Below are 19,500 nucleotides of genomic sequence, written 5' to 3' on the forward strand. Positions count from 1 at the left end.
CGGCTGTAACACGCTGTCCACCGGACTACCTGACGCTTCTCAGCAGGACACCCGGCGTGTCGTCGGCGTGTCGTGCGGAGAACCGGCGACCAGTCGGGTGGACGGCGTGTTACAGCGGCGGTGGCCGACCCGCCCCCTACTGCGTGACCAGCACCGCCTGCACCTGGTCCTCCAGTGGCGGTGTGAGAGCGTCGTCGCCGGTGACGATCTCCACCGTGCGGATCGTCCCGGTGAACCGGTACCCGTCGCGGGTGCCGTAGTCGTCGGTGACCGGCGTGCCGCGGTCGATGCCGACGTCGAGGGTCTGGTCCATCGAGAACATGCCGGGCAGCGAGCGCTCCAGCCGGCCCTCGGCGACCACCGACCCGTCGAGGACCAGCGTGACCGATGCGCCCCTGCCGAGCCCCCCGCCGTCGTACGCGAACCGGAGCTCGGCCACGTGCTCCCCCTCGGCCAGCGGGACCGACGAGCGTACGTGCGTCCAGTCGATCGCGGCGTAGCTGTAGGCCCAGGTCAGCACGCCGTCGCGCACGTAGAGCGACCAGCCGCCGAAGTACCCGCCCTGCGCGACCAGCACGCCCCGGGTCGAGGGGCCGCCCGAGAACACCGCGCGGACCAGGTGGGAGGCGTTGCGGACGATCGGTACGGCGTCGTCGCGCAGGCGTCCCGAGGTCGGGCCGAGCACGATCGACTCCGGGGGTGCGGGCCGGCTGCCCGCGGAGCGGGCGAAGACGAGCTTGTCGTCCATCGGGAGCACGTGGTTGCGCCGGGCCTCCTCGAGGAAGAGCGCCTGCAGGGCGGCGAGCCGCTCGGGCTCGACCGCCGCGAGGTCACGGGCCTGGGTCCAGTCCGTGGTGGTGTCGTACAGCTCCCAGCGGTCGTCCTCGAAGCGCGGCGTCTCCTCGAACCGCGGGTGCCAGGGCGCCTTGTGCGCGGCGACCGCGGTCCAGCCCTCGTGGTAGATCCCGCGGTTGCCGAACATCTCGAAGTACTGCGTGGTGTGGCGTTCGCCGGCCTCGGGAGCGTCGAAGGAGTAGGCGAACGAGACGCCGTCGAGGGGCGCCTGCTCGACGCCGTCGATCGTCGAGGGCACGGGTACGCCGGCCACCTCGAGCAGTGTGGGCAGCACGTCGTTGACGTGGTGCCACTGGTGGCGAACCTCGCCCCGTGCCTTGATCCCACGCGGCCAGTGCACGACCAGCCCGTTGCGGGTGCCGCCGTAGTGGGAGGCGACCTGCTTGGTCCACTGGTACGGCGTGTCCATGGCCACCGCCCAGCCCGCGGGGTAGTGCGCGTAGGTGTCGGGGCCGCCGAGCTCTCCGGGCCGCTCCTCGATGAACCGGGCGATCCGCTCGGGCGACTCCTCGATCCCGTTGAAGTGCAGCGCCTCGTTGAGCGTGCCCGCCTCGCCGCCCTCGGCGGAGGCGCCGTTGTCGCCGAGGATGTAGAGCACGATCGTGTTGTCGAGCTCTCCGCGCTCGCGGAGCGCCTCGACCACCCGCCCCACCTGGGCGTCGGTGTGCTCCGCGAACGCGGCGTACAGCTCCATCAGGCGCTGCCCCGTCTCCCGCTCGAGGTCGGAGACCTCGTCCCAGTGCGGTACGCCGGGCGTCCAGGGAGCCAGCTCCGCGTCCGGCGGTACGACGCCCAGCGCGCGCTGCTTCTCGAGGGTGATCTCGCGTTGGCGGTCCCAGCCGTGCGCGAACTCCCCGCGGTAGCGGTCGCGCCACTGCGCCGGCACCTGGAAGGGCGCGTGGGTGGCGCCGAAGGCCAGGTAGCAGAACCACGGCTTGTCCGGCGCGTGCCGGCGCACGTCGCCGGTCCAGGCGATCGCACGGTCGGCCAGGTCCTCCGAGAGGTGGTAGCCCTCGGCGGCGGTGCGCGGCGGGTCGACGAAGGTGGTGCCGTCGACGAGGGTCGGCTCGAACTGGCTGGCCTCGCCGCCGAGGAAGCCGTAGAACCGGTCGAATCCCTCGCCGGTCGGCCACCGGTCGAACGGCCCGGCGGCGGTCTGCTCCCACGGCGGGGTCTGGTGCCACTTGCCGAACGCACCCGTCGAGTACCCGTTGCCGCGCAGGATCTGCGCGAGGGTTCCGGCGCTGCGCGGCCGTTGGCCGTCGTACCCGGGCGCACCGGTGGAGATCTCCATGACCGTGCCGACGCCGACGGCGTGGTGGTTGCGGCCGGTCATCAGGGCGGCGCGGGTGGGGGAGCACAGGGCCGTGGTGTGGAAGCGCGTGTAGCGCAGCCCGTCCTCGGCCAGCTCCTCGGCGACCGGCGTGCGGCACGGCCCGCCGAACACGGACGGGGCGCCGAAGCCCATGTCGTCGAGCAGGACGACCAGCACGTTCGGCGCGCCCTCGGGGGCGTCGAGGCGCTCGCGCAGCGGCAGCGGCGCGACCTGGTCGCGGGCGTCGAGCTCGGCCTCGAAGGGGGCGCGGTCGCGGTGGAAGGGCAGGTGGGTGCGGTCGGTCATCGGGGGTCCGTTCGGTGATCAGGAGGGACGGGGAAGGGAGTTGCCGCACCGGAAGCCGATGTTGGCGGAGGCCGAGTCGGGGGTGTTGCCGGTGCGGGCGGCGACCCGGTAGCGGTTGCAGTAGGAGTCGTGGCACAGGTACGAGCCGCCACGCATCACGCGGTGGGTGCCGTGGTCCGGCCCGTGCGGGTCGAAACCGGGGGAGCGGCCGTAGTAGCTCGGATCGAACCAGTCCGCGCACCACTCCCAGACGTTCCCGACGGTCTGGAAGAGGCCGTACCCGTTGGGCCGGTAGGACTTCACCGGGGCGGTGGTGAGGTAGCCGTCGTCGAGGTCGTTGGCGACGGGGAAGTCGCCCTGCCAGACGTTGAGCCGCCAGGCGCGCCCGTCGTGCAGCTCGTCGCCCCACGGGAACCGCCGGCCCTCGAGCCCGCCGCGTGCGGCGAACTCCCACTCGGCCTCGGTCAGCAGCCGCTTGCCGGCCCAGCGGCAGTAGGCCTGCGCGTCGTGCCAGGTCACGTGCACGACCGGGTGGTGCGGCAGGTCGCCGATCGAGGAGAGCGGACCCGCGGGATGCCGCCAGTCCGCGCCCTTCACCGCGACCCACCACGGCGTCGTGTCGAGCCGGTGGAGCACGTCGCCGCGGCTCGCCTCGACGGCGAGGTGGAAGACCGCCGAGACACCGAGCTGCTCGGCCTCGGTCACGTAGCCGGTCGCCTTCACGAAGCGGGCGAACGCCACGTTGGTCACTGCCGTCTCGTCGACGAGGTACGGCGCCAGCGCCACCTCGTGCACCGGGCCCTCGCCGTCGCCGGGCGCGCCGTCGCCGAAGGCGTCGCCCATCGCGAAAGCCCCGCCGGGGACCGGCTTCTGCTTCCCCCCGGTGGTCGAGGAGGTCGCGCTGCGACCGTCTCGAGACCTCTGGCCGAGGTGCTGGGCGGTTCCCCGTGGGAGCGCCCCGGCCACGGGCCCGGAGGTCTCGAGACGGCCGCGGGCGGCCTCCTCGACCACCGGGTGGCAGCAGGCTCCGCTCACGACGCGAGCTCGCGCACCCGGCGGCCGCCGCGACGGGCCGGGTCCGGCACGGGGACGGCGTCGAGCAGCCGGCGCGTGTAGTCCGCCTCCGGCTGCGCGAACACCCGGCCCACCGGGCCGATCTCGACCAGCTGCCCCGCGCGGAGCACGGCCACCCGGTCGGCCACCTGGTGCACGACCGCGAGGTCGTGACTGATGAACAGGCAGGCGAACCCGAGCTGCTCCTGCAGGTCGCGGAACAGGGCGAGCACCCGCGCCTGCACCGACACGTCCAGGGCGCTGGTGGGCTCGTCGGCCACCAGCAGGGCGGGCTCCAGGGCCAGGGCGCGGGCCAGGGCGATCCGCTGCCGCTGGCCGCCGGAGAGCTCGCGGGGGCGGCGCTCGGCGTACGACACCGGCAGCTGGACCGCCTCGAGGAGCTCGGCCACCCGCGCATCCCGCTCGGCCGGGGTGCCGACGCGATGGATGTCCAGCGGTTCGCGGATGCTCGCGCCCACGGCGTAGCGCGGGTCGAGCGAGGCCTCGGGGTCCTGGTGCACGAACGCCAGCCCGCGGCGCAGGTGGCGCCGCTCGGCGCGCGGGGCGGCGAGCACGTCCTCGCCGCGCAGCAGCACCTGCCCGTCGGCCAGCGGCACCAGGCCCGCGGCCAGCCGGCCGAGGGTGGTCTTGCCCGAGCCGGACTCGCCGACCAGGCCGACCACCTCGCCGGGCGCCACCGACAGCGAGACGTCCGAGATCGCGGGGAAGGCGCGCCCCCGGCGGCTGGATCCGTAGTGCACGTGGACGCCGCGGAACTCCACGGCCGGCACGACCCCAGCCGGGGCGTCTCGTGACGGTCGCTCCGCGACCTCCTCGACGTCCGAGCGCTCGGGCAGGCGCAGCACGGAGGCGAGCAGCGTCTTCGTGTACGGCTCGCGCGGCTGGGCGAACAGCGCCCGGGTCTCGCCCTCCTCGACGACGTGGCCGGCCTGCAGCACCACGACCCGGTCCGCGATCTCCGCGACCACGCCCATGTTGTGGGTGATCAGCACGATCGCGGTGCCGGTCCGCTCGCGGATGCGGTCGAGCAACCGCAGGATCTCGGCCTGCACGGTGACGTCGAGGGCGGTCGTGGGCTCGTCGGCGAGCAGCACGTCCGGCTCGTTGGCCAGCGCCAGCGCGAGCACGACGCGTTGCTTCTGGCCGCCCGAGAGCTGGTGCGGGTACGACGACAGCCGGCGCTCCGGCTCGGGGATCTCCACCGCGCGCAGCAGCTCGATCGCCCGCTCCGTAGCGGCCTTCCGCGACCTCGTGCCGTGCGCCCTCAGCGCCTCGCGCAGCTGCCAGCCGATGGTGCGGACCGGGTTGAGCGCCGTCTGGGGCTCCTGGAACACCATCGCGATCCGGGCGCCCCGGATCTGGTTGAGGTCGGCCTCGGGCAGGCCGAGGATCTCCTCGCCGTCGTACCGGATGGAGCCGGTGGCCCTCGCTCCCGGCGGCAGCAGTCCGAGGACGGCGCGGGCGGTCATCGACTTGCCGGAACCGGACTCGCCCACCAGGGCGAGGATCTCACCGCGGTGGAGCGCGACCGACACGTCCTCGACGGCGGGCCGCGGGTGGGCGAAGGAGATGGCGAGGTGCTCGATCGAGAGCACCTCCTCGGTGGAGTGGAGATCAAGCACGGCGGGCCTCCGACAGCGACTGGGAGATGAGCAGGAGCCCGAGGACCAGCGCGACCACGACGGCCAGCGGGCCCACGGCGAAGAACGGTGCGTCGTGCAGGAGACGGACACCGTCCTTGATGAGCGAGCCCAGCGAGGGGTGCGGTGGCCGCACGCCCAGGCCGAGGAAGCTCATCGCGCCCTCGACGAACACCGCCACCGACATGGAGACGGCGAGCTGGACGGTGAGCGGCTCGAGCGAGTTGGGCAGCACGTGCTTGCGCAGCACCCACGCCGGTCCGGCGCCGACGACCTGCGACGCCTCGACGAACGGCATCTCGCGGACGGTGCGCACCGCGGTGCGCACCAGCCGCCCGAACACCGGGATCTCGAGCGCGACGATCACGATGCCGACCGTCAGCAGGCCGGGGCCGAGGAAGGCGGTCAGCAGGATGCCGAGGATCAGTGCCGGGAAGGCGAGCAGCAGGTCGAACACCCGCTGCGCGATGACGTCGGTGACCGACCACCAGCTGGTGACCAGCCCGAGCAGGACCCCGAGCACCGCACCGACCGGGACGGCCGCGAAGACGACGACCAGGTCGGCCCGGATGCCGTAGAGCGTGCGGGACAGGATGTCCCGGTTCAGCTCGTCGGTGCCGAGCCAGTGCCCGGCCGTCGGGCCGAGCAGGTTGGCGCCCTTCACCTGCTCGGTGGGCCCGTACGGCGCCAGCAGCGGCCCGAGCACGCCGAGCAGCACGACCGTGCCGACGAGCACGACCCCGACCAGGCCACGGCCGTGGCGCAGGGCGTGCAGCAGGCCCGGGCGCCGGGCGGGCGCGGGGTCGCCGGGGACCGGTCCGACCGGGACCGGGACGATCGGCTCGGCGACGGCGATGTCGGTCATCAGGAGACTCCGTTCAGCCGCACGCGCGGGTCGAGCCACGCGTGGATCAGGTCGCTGGCGAGTTGGGTGAGCACGAACACGACGACCGAGAGCAGCAGCAGGACCTGGACGACGGGGTAGTCGCGCGAGGAGATCCCCTGCTCGATCAGCCGGCCCAGGCCGGGCCAGGCGAAGACCGCCTCGACCAGGATCGCGCCGCCGAGCAGGGTGCCGAACTGGATGCCCAGCACCGTGATCGACGACGGCAGTGCGTTGCGCAGCGCCTGGGTGAGCACGATGCGGCGGCGCGGGATGCCGAGCGCGCGGGCCGTGGTGACGTACGGCTGCTGCAGCTGGGTGCGCAGCCCCTCGGTCAGGAACCGGGTCAGGGCCGCCCACGCCGGGAGGGCGAGCGCCAGGCCGGGCAGCAGGAGGTACTGGAAGGCGATGTCCGGGTGGGAGAAGAACCCGCCCGGCGGCGTACCTCCGGCGGGCAGCACCGGGAAGCGCACCGCGAACACCAGCACCAGCACCAGGGCCGTCGCGAAGGTCGGCACCGCCACCGCGGCCGTGTTGAGCGCGGACAGCAGCGAGTTGAGCCACCGCTTGTCCCACACGACCGCGGCGGTGCTGGTCACCAGCGCGCCTGCCGCGGCCAGCACGAGCGCGAACAGGGTCAGCACCACGGTGTTGAGCGCGCCGTCGGCGATCAGGTCGCCGACGTCGCCGCCGAGCTTGTACGACGGCCCGAGGTCGAAGCGCGCCAGGTCACCGAGCCAGTGGACGTACTGGCTCCAGAAGGGCTGGTCCAGCCCGAGCTCCGCGCGGATGGCCGCGCGGGACTCGGGGGTGGCGTCCGGCCCGGCGAGCACCGAGACCGGGTCGCCGGGCACCAGCCGGATCAGGGCGAAGATGCCGATCGAGGCCAGCACCGTCACCAACAGGGCCGAGCCCAGTCTGCTGAGGAGATAGCGGATCATCGTGGGCTCACTCTCCGGTCACTTCGTCAGGTAGGTGTCGTAGAACAGCGGCTCGCCACGCTTGGTCTCGCCGATGTCGTGGACCTGGGTGCTGCTCGCGTCCTGCGGAAGCGTGATCGCGATCTCCAGCAGGAACGAGCCCTCGAGCAGCTGCTCGTCGAGCGCGGCGTAGTCGGCCGGGTCGACCGCGCCGGCCTTCTGCTTCCAGACCTTCTCGGCGGCCGCCTTGTAGTCGGCGTCGACGTACAGCGAGGCGTTGTGGTCGGCGTTGAAGGGGTACGCCGAGACCGCGAGCGTGGACGGCGTGTAGTGCGCGTAGGCGTGGCTGAGGATCCACAGCGCCGGGAACTTCGCGCCGATCAGCTGCTGGATCACCTGGGCCTGCTCCTGCGGGTCGAGCTCGACCTCGATGCCGACCTTCGCGAGGTCCGCCTGCACGATCTGCGCGATGGCGCCGTAGATCGGGTTCTCCGAGGGGTAGGTCAGCGGCAGCTTCGGGATCGCGACGCCGTCGGCCTTCGCCTCGTCGACGAGGGTCTTGGCCTTGTCGAGGTCGTAGTCGTAGGTGGCGTTGGCCTTCTCGTCGTACGCCGGCGAGTAGCTCGGCCACGGCAGGCTGATCGGGACGCCGGCACCGCGGAAGACCTCGTCGACGACGCGCTTGCGGTCGAGCGCGTAGGCGATCGCCTGGCGCACCCGCACGTCGGACAGCGCCGGGTTGGTGACGTTCGTGCCGACGTACACCTGGCTCTCGGCGCCGTCCCACTGGTTGACGTGGAACTGGTCGTCCTTGCCCAGGCTCTCGAAGTCGCGGTACGACGCACCGAGGATCAGGTCGAGCTGGTGGGCCCGGAGCTGGGCGACCTGGGCCTGCGGGTCGGGGATGACGCTGACGTCGATGCCGTCCAGTGCAGGCTTGCCGCGCCAGTAGTCGTCGTTGCGCGTGAAGCTGATCTCGGCGCCGGGGCTCCAGGACGCGAACTCGAACGGGCCGGTGCCGACGAAGGCCTTGCCCTCACGGAGCTGGTCGATCGTGTCCTTGTCGATGATCGGCAGCATGTCGAGCAGGTCGAAGACGTTGCTGAGCGGGTGCGCGAAGGTCAGCGTGATCGCGTGCTCGTCGCTGGTGTCGAAGCCGGTGATGGCTGCGGCGGTGCGCTGCAGCTGCACCGTCCAGACCGGGTCCGCCCAGGTCTTGATGCTGAACTCCACGTCCTTGCTGGTGAACGGCCGACCGGAGTGGAACTTCACGTCGTCGCGCAGCTGCAGGGTGAGCCGGGTGCCGTCCTGCGAGAGCTCCCACGACGTCGCCAGCGACGGCTGCGGCTCGAGCTCGTCGAGCGGGTAGTCGATGAGCGAGTCGTAGACGCTGCCGATCAGCAGGTTGATGGAGTCGCTGGAGTTCGTGAAGATCCGCGCCGGGATGATGTCGTTGAGGGCGCCGACGCGCAGGGTGCCGCCCTCCTGGCGTTCGCCGGAGCCGGCCTTCAGCTCGTCGACGGCCGACGAGCACGCCGTCGCCGCCAGCAGGGTGGTCGCGGCGAGGAGTGCGGCCGCGAGGCGGCGGAGGCGTCGGGGTCGCCGGCGCGGGTGCGCGGGGGCAGAGCTGGACACAGGTGTTCCTTTCAGTCGGTGGTCGAGGAGGTCGCGCAGCGACCGTCACGAGACCCGGTCGCGGGCAGGGGTGGTCAGGCGCCGGGTCGACACGCGCCGTCCGCCTCGACACCGGTGAGCTCGACACAGGCGAGCGGGTCGTCGAGGACGGGACCGAGGGCGACGGTGCAGGCGCTGATCGCCTGGATGTCGCTGCCGAAGCGGGTGAACGACACGGGGACCCGGTGGTCGAGGCCGGTGTACTCCTCGTAGGCCGTGACGATGACGTCGAGCAGGCCGGGGTCGCCGGTGAAGGCCTGGCCGACCAGGACCACCCGGTCGGGGGAGAGCATGTCGCGCACCGAGCCGGCCGCGGCGCCGAGGACGCGGGCCCGCCCGACGTCCGGCAGTACGTCGAGCGCCGCGGCGAGGCAGCCGCTGCGACCGCACGCGCAGGGGACGTCCGCGCCGGTGGGGAAGTGGGTCAGGCTCGCGGCCCGGGTGACGTCGGTCTGCACGCCGCGGTCGACGGCGACCGACCAGCCGAAGGTGTCGCGGGCGTAGAGGTAGAGGGTCAGGCCGCCGTTGTCGCGGCCCTGCTGCCCCTGCCGGCGGTGCAGGAACTCCGCCGCCGCCACCGCGGAGATGTGGTCTCCGGTGCGGACCGGGAGGCCGGTGAGCTCGTGCAGCTCGGCCTCGCGCCCGGTGGGGAGCAGGCCGATCTCCCGCCAGGGGGCGACCAGCCCGGCCGCGAGCGGGACCCGGCCGGGGTGGGAGCCCAGCAGTGTCGCGGCCTCCCGGCTGAGCTGCTCGAGGTCGGGCTCGCTGCCGAGCGGGCGTCGTACCATCGTCGAGGTCAGCACCCGGCCGGTCAGGTCGCCGAGCGCGACGGTGGCGATCCGGCGCCCGACATGGACGCCGATGGTGACGTAGTGGTCGGGGTTGATCTCGACCGGCACGCCGGGCCGGCCGGTCGCGCCGGGCCGGGCGAGGTCGGGACGCTCGCGCAGCAGGCCGCGCTCGACGAGCACGGCGGCGGTGCGGCCGACGGTGGCGATGCTCAGGCCGGTGGCGGCGGCGATCTCGTCGCGGGAGGCGCGGCCCGCGGCCCGGACCTGCTCGAGCACCTGGGTCGCCGTGGAGCTGAACCGGCCCCGGGACACGGTGATGATCGGTGAGCGCGTCATGCCGTACCTCCTCCGGGTCGCCGATCTGCAATGTCTATCAATCTACTCGACAAACTGTAGATCATGACGGCGGGGGCCGTGCAACCGCGTCCCGCGATCCGGGCGGGTTCGGCTCACGGTGAGCGAAAGCCTTGTCCGGCGCGGGATTCGTCCCCACCGTTGGGCCTCGTTCGACTTCCCGAGTGATTCCCCAGCGACCCGAAGGACGCCTCATGACCATCAGCCTCGACCGCGAGACCGCCGCTCCCACGACCATCACGGTGAGCAAGCTGGGCAGCCGGATCGGCGCCCGCATCGACGGCGTGCGCCTCGGCGGCGACCTCGCGCCGGAGACCGTCGCCGAGATCCGCGCGGCCCTGGGCGAGCACAAGGTCGTCTTCTTCCGCGGCCAGGACCACCTCGACGACGACGGGCAGATCGCGTTCGGCGAGCTGCTCGGGCCGCTCACCACCGCCCACCCGACGGTCAACACCGGCAGCGCCCGCGTGCTCGCCCTCAAGGCCACCCAGGGCATGGCCGCGAACTCGTGGCACACCGACGTCACCTTCGTCGACCGGGTGCCGGCGTTCTCGATCCTGCGCGGCGTGACCATCCCGGCGTACGGCGGCAGCACGGTCTGGGCGAACACCGTGACGGCGTACGAGACCCTCCCGCCGCAGCTCAAGGCGCTCGTCGACGACCTGTGGGCCGTGCACACCAACGACTACGACTACGCCAACCACTACACCGAGGAGGGCGAGGCCAACACCCAGTTCAGCCGCGCGGAGTTCGCCTCGACGGTCTACCAGACCGAGCACCCGGTGGTGCGGATCCACCCGGAGACCGGCGAGCGCGCGCTGCTGCTGGGCCACTTCGTGAAGAACTTCGTCGGCTTCAACTCCAAGGAGTCCTCGACCCTCTTCAACCTGCTCCAGGACCGGGTGACCAAGCTCGAGAACACGATCCGCTGGACGTGGGAGGAGGGCGACGTCGCGATCTGGGACAACCGCGCCACGCAGCACTACGCGACCGCCGACTTCGACACCCAGCTGCGCGAGGTACGCCGGATCACCGTGCAGGGACCCGTCCCGGTGTCGATCGACGGTCGCGAGAGCCGCGTGCTCCAGGGCTCGGCCGACGTCTACAACCGGCTCGACGAGCTCATCCGCTGAGTGCTACGCACCGATGTCAGGGGGTCACGAGACCTCGGACGTCGAGGAGTTGCGCAACAACCGTCACGAGACGTCTGACCGCGCTGTCGGGACTGTCTGCCGTCAGTCCCGGCAGCGCCTCGCCTGGTCTCGTGACGTGCCACGACCTCGCTTGCTTCGCGGCGCGAGCTCGTCGGCGCTCCTCGACCTTCGGCCCCTGACCGCGGCTTCGTCCCTCAGCCGCGGGCGGCCTCGGCGTAGCGTCGGTGGCATGACCCCAGCCGACCTGCTGACCGATGCCTTCTCCCGTGTCCTCGGCGTCGTCGAGACGGTTCTCGACGGCGCCGACGACGCGCTCCTCGCCCAGCGCCCCGGCCCCGATGCCAACAGCATCGCGTGGCTGGTCTGGCACCTGACCCGGGTGCAGGACGACCATGTCGCCCACGTCGCCGGGACGGGCCAGGTCTGGACCGACGACGGCTTCGCCGACAGGTTCGCCCTGCCGCTCGACCCGCGCGACATCGGCTACGGCCACACCAGCGCCCAGGTCGGTACGGTCCTCGCGCCTGCCGGGCTGCTGCTCGACTACTACCGTGCCACCCACGCGCGCACCCTGGGCTTCGTCGGCGCGGTCGGCGCCGACGACCTCGACCGGGTCGTCGACACCCGCTGGGACCCGCCGGTCACGCTCGGCGTCCGGCTGGTCAGCGTGGTCGACGACTGTGCGCAGCACGCCGGGCAGGCGGCGTACGTGAAGGGGCTGCTGGCGGGCTGATCCGCGGCTCGGCCCCTGCGCTCAAGTAACACGCTGTCCACCCGACTGGTCGCCGGTTCTCAGCGCGACACGCCGCCGACACGCCGGCGCCGCTGCTGACAACCACCGGGTAGTCGGGTGGACAGCGTGTTACTTGCCGGGGGGCCGTCCGGACTCAGAGCCCAGCGGCCAGGTCCCGCACTATCTCCCCTGCCGGCCGCTCCTCCGCACTGCGCCAGCCCGTGCCCGCCCACAAGTGCAGCCGGTGCGGATCGCCGGTCGTGGCGGCGGTCCGGCGCAGCTCGCGGGTGAGGTGGTGCAGCTCCGGATACCCGTACGGCGCGTGCGCGTGGTGGCGTTCCACGAAGCCGTTGCGCAGCGCCCGCGCCGGTCGCCCCGTGAAGGAGTGGGTCAGGACCGTGGTGGTGAAGGCGGGGTCGGCGAGCGCGCCGCGGTGGGTGGCCGTCGTACCGGCCTCGGTGGCGCGGAGCAGCAGCGTGCCGACCGCGACCGCCTCGGCGCCCGCCCCCACCAGGTCCCGTACGTCGACCGGCCCGGTCACCCCGCCGGCCGCGACGAGCGGGAGCCGGGTCACGCCGGCCACCGCCCGCACCACGTCGGCGGTCGCGGCGTCGGTGATGGTGCGGCGTGGGTCGAAGGTGCCGCTGTGCCCACCGGCGGCCGGTCCCTGCACGACCAGCCCGTCGACGCCGAGGTCCTCGGCGGCGCGTGCCTCCTCCGGGGTGGTCACCGTCGCCAGCACCCGCGAGCCCGCGGCCCGCAGCGCGGTGATGTCGGCAGCGGAGGGGAGGCCGAAGGTCAGCGACACCACCGGCACCGGGTGCGCCACCAGCAGCGCGACCTTCTCGCGCCACGCGTCGTCGTCGTGGCGCGGCTCGGCGGGGAGGTCGACGCCCAGCGACTCCGCCTCGTCCCGGATCGCCTCGGCATAGGCGCGGTAGGCGTCGGGCGCGATCGACCCCGGCTGGGGCACGAACAGGTTGACCCCGAACGGTGAGCCGGTCGCGTGCGCGGCCGTCAGCCGGTCGGCGAAGGCATCCGCCGACAGGTAGCCGGCCGGCAGGAACGCGAACCCGCCGGCCGCGGTCACGGCCGCCTCGAGGGCGGGGGTGGAGGGGCCGCCGGCCATGGGCGCGGCCGCGAGGGGCAGGTCGGACTCGAGCAGGGTCGTCACCGTCACGCCTCCCATCGTGCAGCACCCTCCCGAACCGGCCGCTCACGCGTGCCCGAGAATGGCCGGGACATGACCGAGAGCACCGTGGACCCGCGCGCTCGCGGCGTCCTGGTCACGCTCTGCGTCACGGTCACCGTCGCGTACGGCGTCCTCTACTACTCCTTCACGGTCCTCGCCCCCGGCATCAGCGCCGACACCGGCTGGTCCACCGCCGCGGTCACCACGGTCTTCTCGGTGGGCAGCCTGGCCGGTGCGTTGGCCGGCGTCCTGGCCGGCCGGGTCATCCAGCGCCGCGGCCCGCGGGTCGTGATGACCGCCGGCAGCCTCCTCGGCGCGCTCGGCGTCGTCGTCATCGCCGCCGCGCCGAACCTGCCGGTGTTCACGCTCGGCTGGCTGGTCGCGGGCGCGGCCGGTGCCGGCACGTTCTACCCGCCGGCGTTCGCCGCCCTCACCCAGTGGTACGGCGACCAGCGGGTCCGCGCGATAACGACCCTGACCCTGGCCGCGGCGTTCTCCTCGACCATCTTCGCGCCGCTGGTCGCCTTCCTCGACGCCGAGTGGGGCTGGCGGGCGACGTACGTCGTCCTCGGCGCGATCATGCTCGTCCTCACCGGGCCTGCGCACGCGCTCGTGCTTCGCCTGCCCTGGCGGCCCGCCGCCCTCGAGCACGGCACCCACGAGCGCTCCCGCACCGACCGCGAGGTCCTGGCCAGCCGAACCTTCGTGCTGGTGTGCGCGTCCGGCGCGCTGACCACGCTGGTCATGTTCGCCTCGCTGGTCCACCTGGTGCCGCTGCTCCTCGACCGCGGGATGAGCGTCCAGCTCGCCGCGTGGGCGCTCGGGCTCAGCGGCGCGGGCCAGGTGGTCGGCCGCCTGCTGTACGCCGCCCTCGAGCGCCGCCTCCCCACCAACCCGCGCGCGGCGCTGGTGATGGTACTGCTGGCGGTGCTGGTCCTCGCCCTGGCGCTGGTGCCGGGGCCGGTGCCGCTGCTGATCGTGGTCGCGGTGCTGGCGGGTGCCGCCCGCGGCCTGTTCACCCTCGTCGGCGCCACGGTGGTCAGCGACCACTGGGGACCGGAGCGGTACGCCGCGCTCAACGGCGTCTACAACGCACCGGTCGGCGTCGCCGCCGCGCTCTCGCCCGCCTTCGGCGCCGCCGTCATCGCCGCGACCGGCAGCGTGACGGGGCTCTTCGTCGTCCTCGCTGCCCTCGGCGTCGCCGGCGCCGCCCTGGCGGTCCTTGCCGGCAACACGCCCGACCACCGGTAGTACTGGTCAGGGCACCCCCGGCGGGTGCACGATGCCCAGACGCGGATCGTGAGCCGGCCCACTCGGGGGCCGGCCCGCACCAAGGAGGGGGGCGCGGATGACCCAGGTGAGCGGCGCGCAGTCGGCGCTCGACGCGGAGCAGGTCGGCTACAAGCAGACCCTCGGCCGCCGGCACGTCCAGATGATCGCGATCGGCGGCGCCATCGGCACCGGCCTGTTCCTGGGCTCGGCCAGCCGGCTGCACAGCACCGGCCCGGCACTGCTGTTCAGCTACGCGTTCGTGGGCGTCATCGCCTACTTCCTGATGCGGGCCCTCGGCGAGCTGGTGCTGCACCGCGCGACATCGGGCGCGTTCGTGTCGTACATGCGCGAGTTCTACGGCGAGGCGGCGGCGTACGTCACCGGCTGGATGTACTGGCTCAACTGGGCGCTGACCGGTATCGCCGAGCTCTCGGCGGTCGGGCTCTACATGCAGTACTGGTTCCCGAACCTGCCCGCCTGGGCGACGGTGCTGGTCGCGCTCGCGGTCGTGCTGGCGATCAACCTGCTCTCCGCTCGCGCGTTCGGCGAGTTCGAGTTCTGGGCCGCGATCCTCAAGGTCGCCGCGATCGTCGTGTTCCTCGTCGTGGGCCTGGTCGTGGTGATCGGCACCTTCGACATCGGCGGCCACGAGGCCGGAGTCTCCAACCTGTGGAGCAACCCCGGCGGGTTCTGGCCGGCCTCCGACGGCTTCTACTGGTACGGCCCGATCCTCGTGATGTCCGGCGTCGTGTTCGCGTACGCCGCGATCGAGATGGTCGGCGTCGCGGCGGGCGAGATGGAGGACGCGCAGCGCGAGGTGCCCAAGGCCGTCAACGCGGTCATCATGCGGATCGCGGTGTTCTACTGCGGCTCGATCCTGCTGCTCGTCTGCATGCTGCCGACCTCCGAGTTCAAGCCCGGCATCAGCCCGTTCGTCACCGTCTTCGACCGCCTCGGCCTGAACTGGATGGGCGCGGCGATCCAGGTGATCCTCATCGTCGCCGCCATGTCGAGCCTCAACTCCGGCCTCTACTCGACCGGCCGGGTGCTGCGCAGCCTCGGCATGTCCAAGCAGGCGCCGGCGTTCACGCTCAAGATGAGCGAGTCCGGCGTGCCGTGGGCGGGCATCGCGATGACCTCGATCGTCTACGTCTTCGGCGCCCTGCTCAACGCGCTGGCCCCCGACGCCTTCGAGATCGCGCTCGAGGCCGCCGCGATCGGCGTGGTCTTCACCTGGGCCTCGATCTTCCTGTGCCAGATCCGGCTGCGGCAGCTCTCCGACAGAGGGGTGGTCCCACCGAGTCCCTTCCAGGCGCCATGGTCGCCGTGGACGTCGATCATCGGGCTGGTCTTCCTGGCCCTGGTGATCGTCGGGCTCGCCGTCTCCGGGTGGCAGAGCTCGCCGTACTTCTGGCACAAGACGACCTTCCTCGTCGTCGTGATCGGCATCCCCGTCATCGCGCTGGTGCTGTGGATCGGCTGGATAGCCGTCAGGCCGAAGGTCGCCGCCGACACCGGCGGGCGGATGCAGTCGGTGTGGACCAACGACGGTCCGCGGTACGTCGACGAGGAGCCTCTCCCGATGGGCGGCAGTGTCGACGGAGTCGAGGGGGTCGAGGGATGAGGACGACACCCGTGCGCAGCGGCATCGCGATCGTCCTGGCGGTCCTCGCCACCACCCTCGCCGGCTGCGGCGGTGACGGCGAGATCAAGACCCCCGACCTGGTGAAGGGCGCCCAGGAGGGCGGCAGGCTCACCATCGGCATCTCGTTCGACGAGCCCGGCGTGGGGTTCAGGTCGGGCGACACCTACAGCGGGTTCGACGTCGACACGGCGACCTACGTCGCGAAGGCGCTCGGGGTCGACGCGAAGGACATCACCTGGGTGCGGGCCGACCCCGGCGAGCGCGAGCAGCTGCTCGAGAGCGGGAAGGCCGACCTGGTCGTCGCGACATACTCGATCACCGACGAGCGCAAGCAGGCCGTCGACTTCGCCGGGCCCTACTTCGTCGCCCACCAGGACCTGCTGATCCGCCGCAACGACACGGAGATCACCGGCCCCGAGACCCTCGACGGGCGCACCCTGTGCTCGGTCACGGGCACCACGTCGTCGGACTACGTGCGCGAGCACTACAAGGGCGACATCACGCTCAAGGAGTACCCGCGCTACTCCGAGTGCGTCGCCGCGCTGCTGGACGGCAGCGTCGACGCGGTCACGACCGACGACCTGATCCTGGCCGGCTATGCGAGCGAGGAGAAGTACAAGGGCAAGCTCAAGGTGGTCGGCGACGGCTTCACCGACGAGCGCTACGGCATCGGGGTCAAGAAGGGCGACCAGGAGCTGGTCGACCAGGTCGACGCGGCGCTGGAGCAGTACGTCGACGACGGCTCCTGGGAGGCCGCGCTGAAGCAGTCGGTCGGCGACTCGGGCTACCGGATCCCCGACCCGCCGAAGCCCGGCACGGCCTGATCCCGCACCCGTGCCGGTTCCTTCGCCCGAGGTGCTCGCCGCCCTCCGGGCCACCCCGCCGTTCGACCAGCTCGCCGACGCCGAGGTGGCCGCACTCGGCAGCGCCGCCAAGGTCGAGGAGCACGCCGACCAGGAGGTGCTGCTCGACGCGTTCACGGCCACCCCGCGGCACGTCTTCGTCGTCGTGGCGGGCGAGGTCGCGCTGTGGGTCGACCCGGAGGGCGAGCCCGAGGAACCCGACTTCGTGCTCGGGCCGCACGACGTGTTCGGCCTCGACGCGACCCTGACCGGGCGGGCGATCGGGCCGCTGGCGGTCGCCGCCGGCCCCGTGACCGTGATCCGGCTCCCCGCCGCCCGGGTCTCCGAGCTGCTGGCGGGGGACCGGCCGGTCGTCGTACCGGACCGGTTGGCGGGGCCGCCCGCCTCGGAGTCCCCGGCGTACGTCGTCGTGGACGAGCTCGTCGTCAGCGAGCCGGTCGTCGTCGACCCCACCGAGCCGGTGGTCGACGTCGCGCGGGCGATGACCGCCGCCCGGCACGGGTACGCCGCCGTCCGGCTGCCGCAGGGCTGGGGGATGGTGACCGACCGGGTGCTGCGCGAGCGGGTGCTGGCCGGTGACGTCGCCGCCGGCACGGCGGTCGGCGAGCTGGTTGCCGGCGAGACCCCGCACCAGGTGGTCAGCGGGTCCTCGGCCGCCGAGGCGCTGATCCTGCTGCTCGACCGGAAGGCCGACTACGTGCTCGTCGTCGACCGTGACGGCACCCTGCGCGGCTCGGTCGAGCCGCGCGACTTCGTGGTGTCGTCGACGACCGCGGGGGTGTCCCTGCACGAGCAGCTGCGCCGCGCCGCGAGTGTCGAGGAGCTGCAGGAGCGGGCGCGGGGGATCCCCGGCGTGCTGGCGACGCTGCTCGACGGTGGGCTCGCGTCCGGCAAGGTGATCCGGGTGCACACGGCGATGCTCGACACGACCGTGCGCCGGATGATCGAGCTCGCCTTCGCCCGCCATCCCGCCCTCGACCCGGACGCGTTCACCTGGCTCTCGCTGGGCAGCAACGGCCGTGGCGAGGCGGTCCCCAGCTCCGACATCGACTCGGCCGCCGCGTTCGACGACGCGGTGACGGCCGACGACATCGTGCGCTACCGGCACGTCTTCGGCGAGATCGCCGACGCCCTCGCCGCTGCCGGTCTCACCGGCGACCAGCACGGTGCCACGGCGGCCCGCGACGCCTTCTCCCGCACCAACGCGGCCTGGCGCGCGGCGGGGGAGCAGTGGCTGGCCGCGCCGGACCGCAACAACGGCGCGATGATGACCTCGCTGCTCGTCGACGGCCGCCCGATCTACGGCGACCCCGGCTTGCCGGCGGTGGCGCAGGTGGTCGCCGGGATGCGCGGGCACCCCGGCACGATGCGGCTGCTGCTCCAGGAGTCCCTGTCGCGGCGGGCCCGGATGCGCTCGCTGCGCGACCTCGTCGCCGGCCGTGGCCGCGACCACTTCGACCTCAAGACCCATGCCCTGCTGCCGATCGTCAACCTCGCCCGGTGGGCCGCGCTGAGCGTCGGGTCGTCCGCGCTGCCGACCACCGAGCGGCTCCGCGCCGCCTCCGGCACGACCGCCCTCCCGGCCCCGCAGGCGCTCGCCCTGGTCGAGGTGTTCGAGACGCTGCAGCGGGTCCGGCTGCGCCACCAGCTGCGCCAGGTCGAGCAGGGCCGGGTCCCCAGCGACCTGGTCGACCTGCACGCGGTCTCCGCGATCGACCGCAGCATCATCACCCGAGCGGTCCGCGAGATCGCCGCCGTACAGCGGCGGATGGACAACATCGCGCTGTACGACGACCCGGAGCGCTGGGGCCGATGACCGCGCCGTCACCGCGGGTGGCCGTGATCGGCGACGTCGGCGGGCACCTCGGCGAGCTGCGCGCCGAGCTGGCCCGGCTCGGCGTACCGGACGAGGGGCGGGGTCCGCTCCCGCCCGGCCTGAGCATCGTGCAGGTCGGTGACCTGGTCCACCGCGGGCCGGAGTCCGAGGAGGTGGTGCGCCAGGTCGACGGATACCTGCGCCAGCAGCCCGGGCAGTGGGTGCAGCTGATCGGCAACCACGAGGCGCAGTACGTCCGCCGCGCCGCCTTCCAGTGGTCGCCCGCGCTGGACCCGCGAGCCTCGGACCGCGTGCAGGCGTGGTGGCGCGAGGGCCTGATGGTCCCGTCGGTCGGGCTGTCCGTCGACGGCGAGCAGCTCCTCGTCACCCACGCCGGCGCGACCTCGGCGTTCTGGCGGTCGGTGCTGGGTGCGCCCGACGGCGTGGCGGAGGCGGTCGCCGCGATCCGCGCGCTCGGTGACGATCCCGCGCTGTTCCGCGCCGGCGCCATGATGCAGGGCCGCGACCCCGACCCGCTGGCCGGTCCGCTGTGGGCCGCCGCCGCGAGCGAGCTGGCGATCTCCTGGGCCGGGAGGACACTGCCGTTCAGCCAGGTGCACGGCCACTCGTCGGCCTGGGACTGGGACGCCGGCACTTGGCGGCTCCCACCGGACCTCGCCGCCCACGCCCGCCTCGACGAGGAGGACCGGCACGTCACGCTGACCCTGCCGGGCGGCCGGATCGTCGGCGTCGACCCGGACCACCGGGTCACCCCGCGCTCACCCTGGCGGGCCTGGGTGGTCGGCGGACCTCGGGCGGTCGTCGAGGTGATCCGGTAGCACGGCGAGGAACGCCAGTGTTTATCAAGCGGTAGGGTGTGACCCCGTTCACGCGCCCCGGTGACGGACACGTGACGAGAGGTTTCACCAATCTGTTTGACAGATCGGTAAACACTGTTGTTTCTTATACCCGCGAGTAACAGCTACTCGTCGGGGGCAGATCCTTGGGAGGGG

15 protein-coding genes are annotated in these 19,500 nt (G+C 72.8%); 7 read left to right on the forward strand and 8 right to left on the reverse strand.

The window, feature by feature from the left end; all coding sequences use genetic code 11:
- Positions 1-136: 136 nt before the first annotated feature.
- From FBY23_RS02555 to FBY23_RS02585, 7 genes are all read right to left on the reverse strand, one after another.
- Complete coding sequence (locus tag FBY23_RS02555; protein WP_141796710.1) at positions 137-2,476, reverse strand: arylsulfatase; 2,340 nt, start codon at positions 2,474-2,476, stop codon at positions 137-139.
- An 18-nt stretch (positions 2,477-2,494) separates the two neighbouring features.
- Positions 2,495-3,511, reverse strand: a complete 1,017-nt coding sequence (locus tag FBY23_RS02560; protein ID WP_260805702.1) for a formylglycine-generating enzyme family protein — start codon at positions 3,509-3,511, stop codon at positions 2,495-2,497.
- Entirely contained in the window at positions 3,508-5,172 is a 1,665-nt protein-coding gene (locus FBY23_RS02565) for an ABC transporter ATP-binding protein (protein ID WP_260805703.1), read from the reverse strand. Before FBY23_RS02565 ends, FBY23_RS02560 begins: the two co-directional genes overlap by 4 nt.
- Complete coding sequence (locus FBY23_RS02570) at positions 5,165-6,055, reverse strand: ABC transporter permease (RefSeq protein ID WP_141796711.1); 891 nt, start codon at positions 6,053-6,055, stop codon at positions 5,165-5,167. Before FBY23_RS02570 ends, FBY23_RS02565 begins: the two co-directional genes overlap by 8 nt.
- Positions 6,055-7,014, reverse strand: a complete 960-nt coding sequence (locus FBY23_RS02575) for an ABC transporter permease (RefSeq protein WP_141796712.1) — start codon at positions 7,012-7,014, stop codon at positions 6,055-6,057. The genes FBY23_RS02570 and FBY23_RS02575 overlap by 1 nt, the downstream gene beginning before the upstream one ends.
- 18 nt (positions 7,015-7,032) lie before the next feature.
- Positions 7,033-8,628 (reverse strand): ABC transporter substrate-binding protein, encoded by a 1,596-nt coding sequence (locus FBY23_RS02580; protein ID WP_141796713.1) that lies wholly within the window; start codon positions 8,626-8,628, stop codon positions 7,033-7,035.
- Positions 8,629-8,702: 74 nt separating this feature from the next.
- Complete coding sequence (locus tag FBY23_RS02585) at positions 8,703-9,794, reverse strand: ROK family transcriptional regulator (protein ID WP_141796714.1); 1,092 nt, start codon at positions 9,792-9,794, stop codon at positions 8,703-8,705.
- Between the two features lie 212 nt (positions 9,795-10,006).
- Here FBY23_RS02585 and FBY23_RS02590 point away from each other — a divergent pair, with 212 nt between their 5' ends.
- Together FBY23_RS02590 and FBY23_RS02595 are read left to right on the forward strand one after the other, a co-directional pair.
- A complete protein-coding gene (locus FBY23_RS02590; RefSeq protein ID WP_141796715.1) occupies positions 10,007-10,945 on the forward strand; it encodes a TauD/TfdA family dioxygenase in 939 nt (312 codons plus the stop codon).
- Between the two features lie 250 nt (positions 10,946-11,195).
- Positions 11,196-11,699 carry a mycothiol transferase gene (locus FBY23_RS02595; RefSeq protein WP_141796716.1) on the forward strand — a complete coding sequence of 168 codons (504 nt, stop codon included), beginning with the start codon at positions 11,196-11,198 and terminating at the stop codon, positions 11,697-11,699.
- A gap of 154 nt (positions 11,700-11,853) precedes the next feature.
- On the opposite strand, the gene FBY23_RS02600 is transcribed toward FBY23_RS02595, so the two are convergent.
- Positions 11,854-12,879, reverse strand: coding sequence for a nitronate monooxygenase family protein (locus tag FBY23_RS02600; protein ID WP_260805704.1), 1,026 nt, complete (start codon positions 12,877-12,879; stop codon positions 11,854-11,856).
- 63 nt (positions 12,880-12,942) lie between these two features.
- On the opposite strand from FBY23_RS02600, the gene FBY23_RS02605 reads away from it, so the two are divergent.
- From FBY23_RS02605 to FBY23_RS02625, 5 genes are all read left to right on the forward strand, one after another.
- Positions 12,943-14,142 carry an MFS transporter gene (locus FBY23_RS02605; protein ID WP_141796717.1) on the forward strand — a complete coding sequence of 400 codons (1,200 nt, stop codon included), beginning with the start codon at positions 12,943-12,945 and terminating at the stop codon, positions 14,140-14,142.
- A gap of 97 nt (positions 14,143-14,239) precedes the next feature.
- On the forward strand, positions 14,240-15,787 hold the full coding sequence (locus FBY23_RS02610; RefSeq protein ID WP_174245175.1) for an amino acid permease: 1,548 nt from the start codon (positions 14,240-14,242) through the stop codon (positions 15,785-15,787).
- On the forward strand, positions 15,784-16,632 hold the full coding sequence (locus FBY23_RS02615; RefSeq protein WP_141796718.1) for a glutamate ABC transporter substrate-binding protein: 849 nt from the start codon (positions 15,784-15,786) through the stop codon (positions 16,630-16,632). The genes FBY23_RS02610 and FBY23_RS02615 overlap by 4 nt, the downstream gene beginning before the upstream one ends.
- Positions 16,633-16,642: 10 nt before the next feature.
- Entirely contained in the window at positions 16,643-18,487 is a 1,845-nt protein-coding gene (locus FBY23_RS02620; RefSeq protein WP_141796719.1) for a putative nucleotidyltransferase substrate binding domain-containing protein, read from the forward strand.
- On the forward strand, positions 18,484-19,326 hold the full coding sequence (locus tag FBY23_RS02625; RefSeq protein WP_141796720.1) for a metallophosphoesterase: 843 nt from the start codon (positions 18,484-18,486) through the stop codon (positions 19,324-19,326). The genes FBY23_RS02620 and FBY23_RS02625 overlap by 4 nt, the downstream gene beginning before the upstream one ends.
- The last annotated feature ends 174 nt before the right edge of the window (positions 19,327-19,500 follow it).

This window comes from Nocardioides sp. SLBN-35 (assembly GCF_006715725.1).
Classification (GTDB): domain Bacteria; phylum Actinomycetota; class Actinomycetes; order Propionibacteriales; family Nocardioidaceae; genus Nocardioides.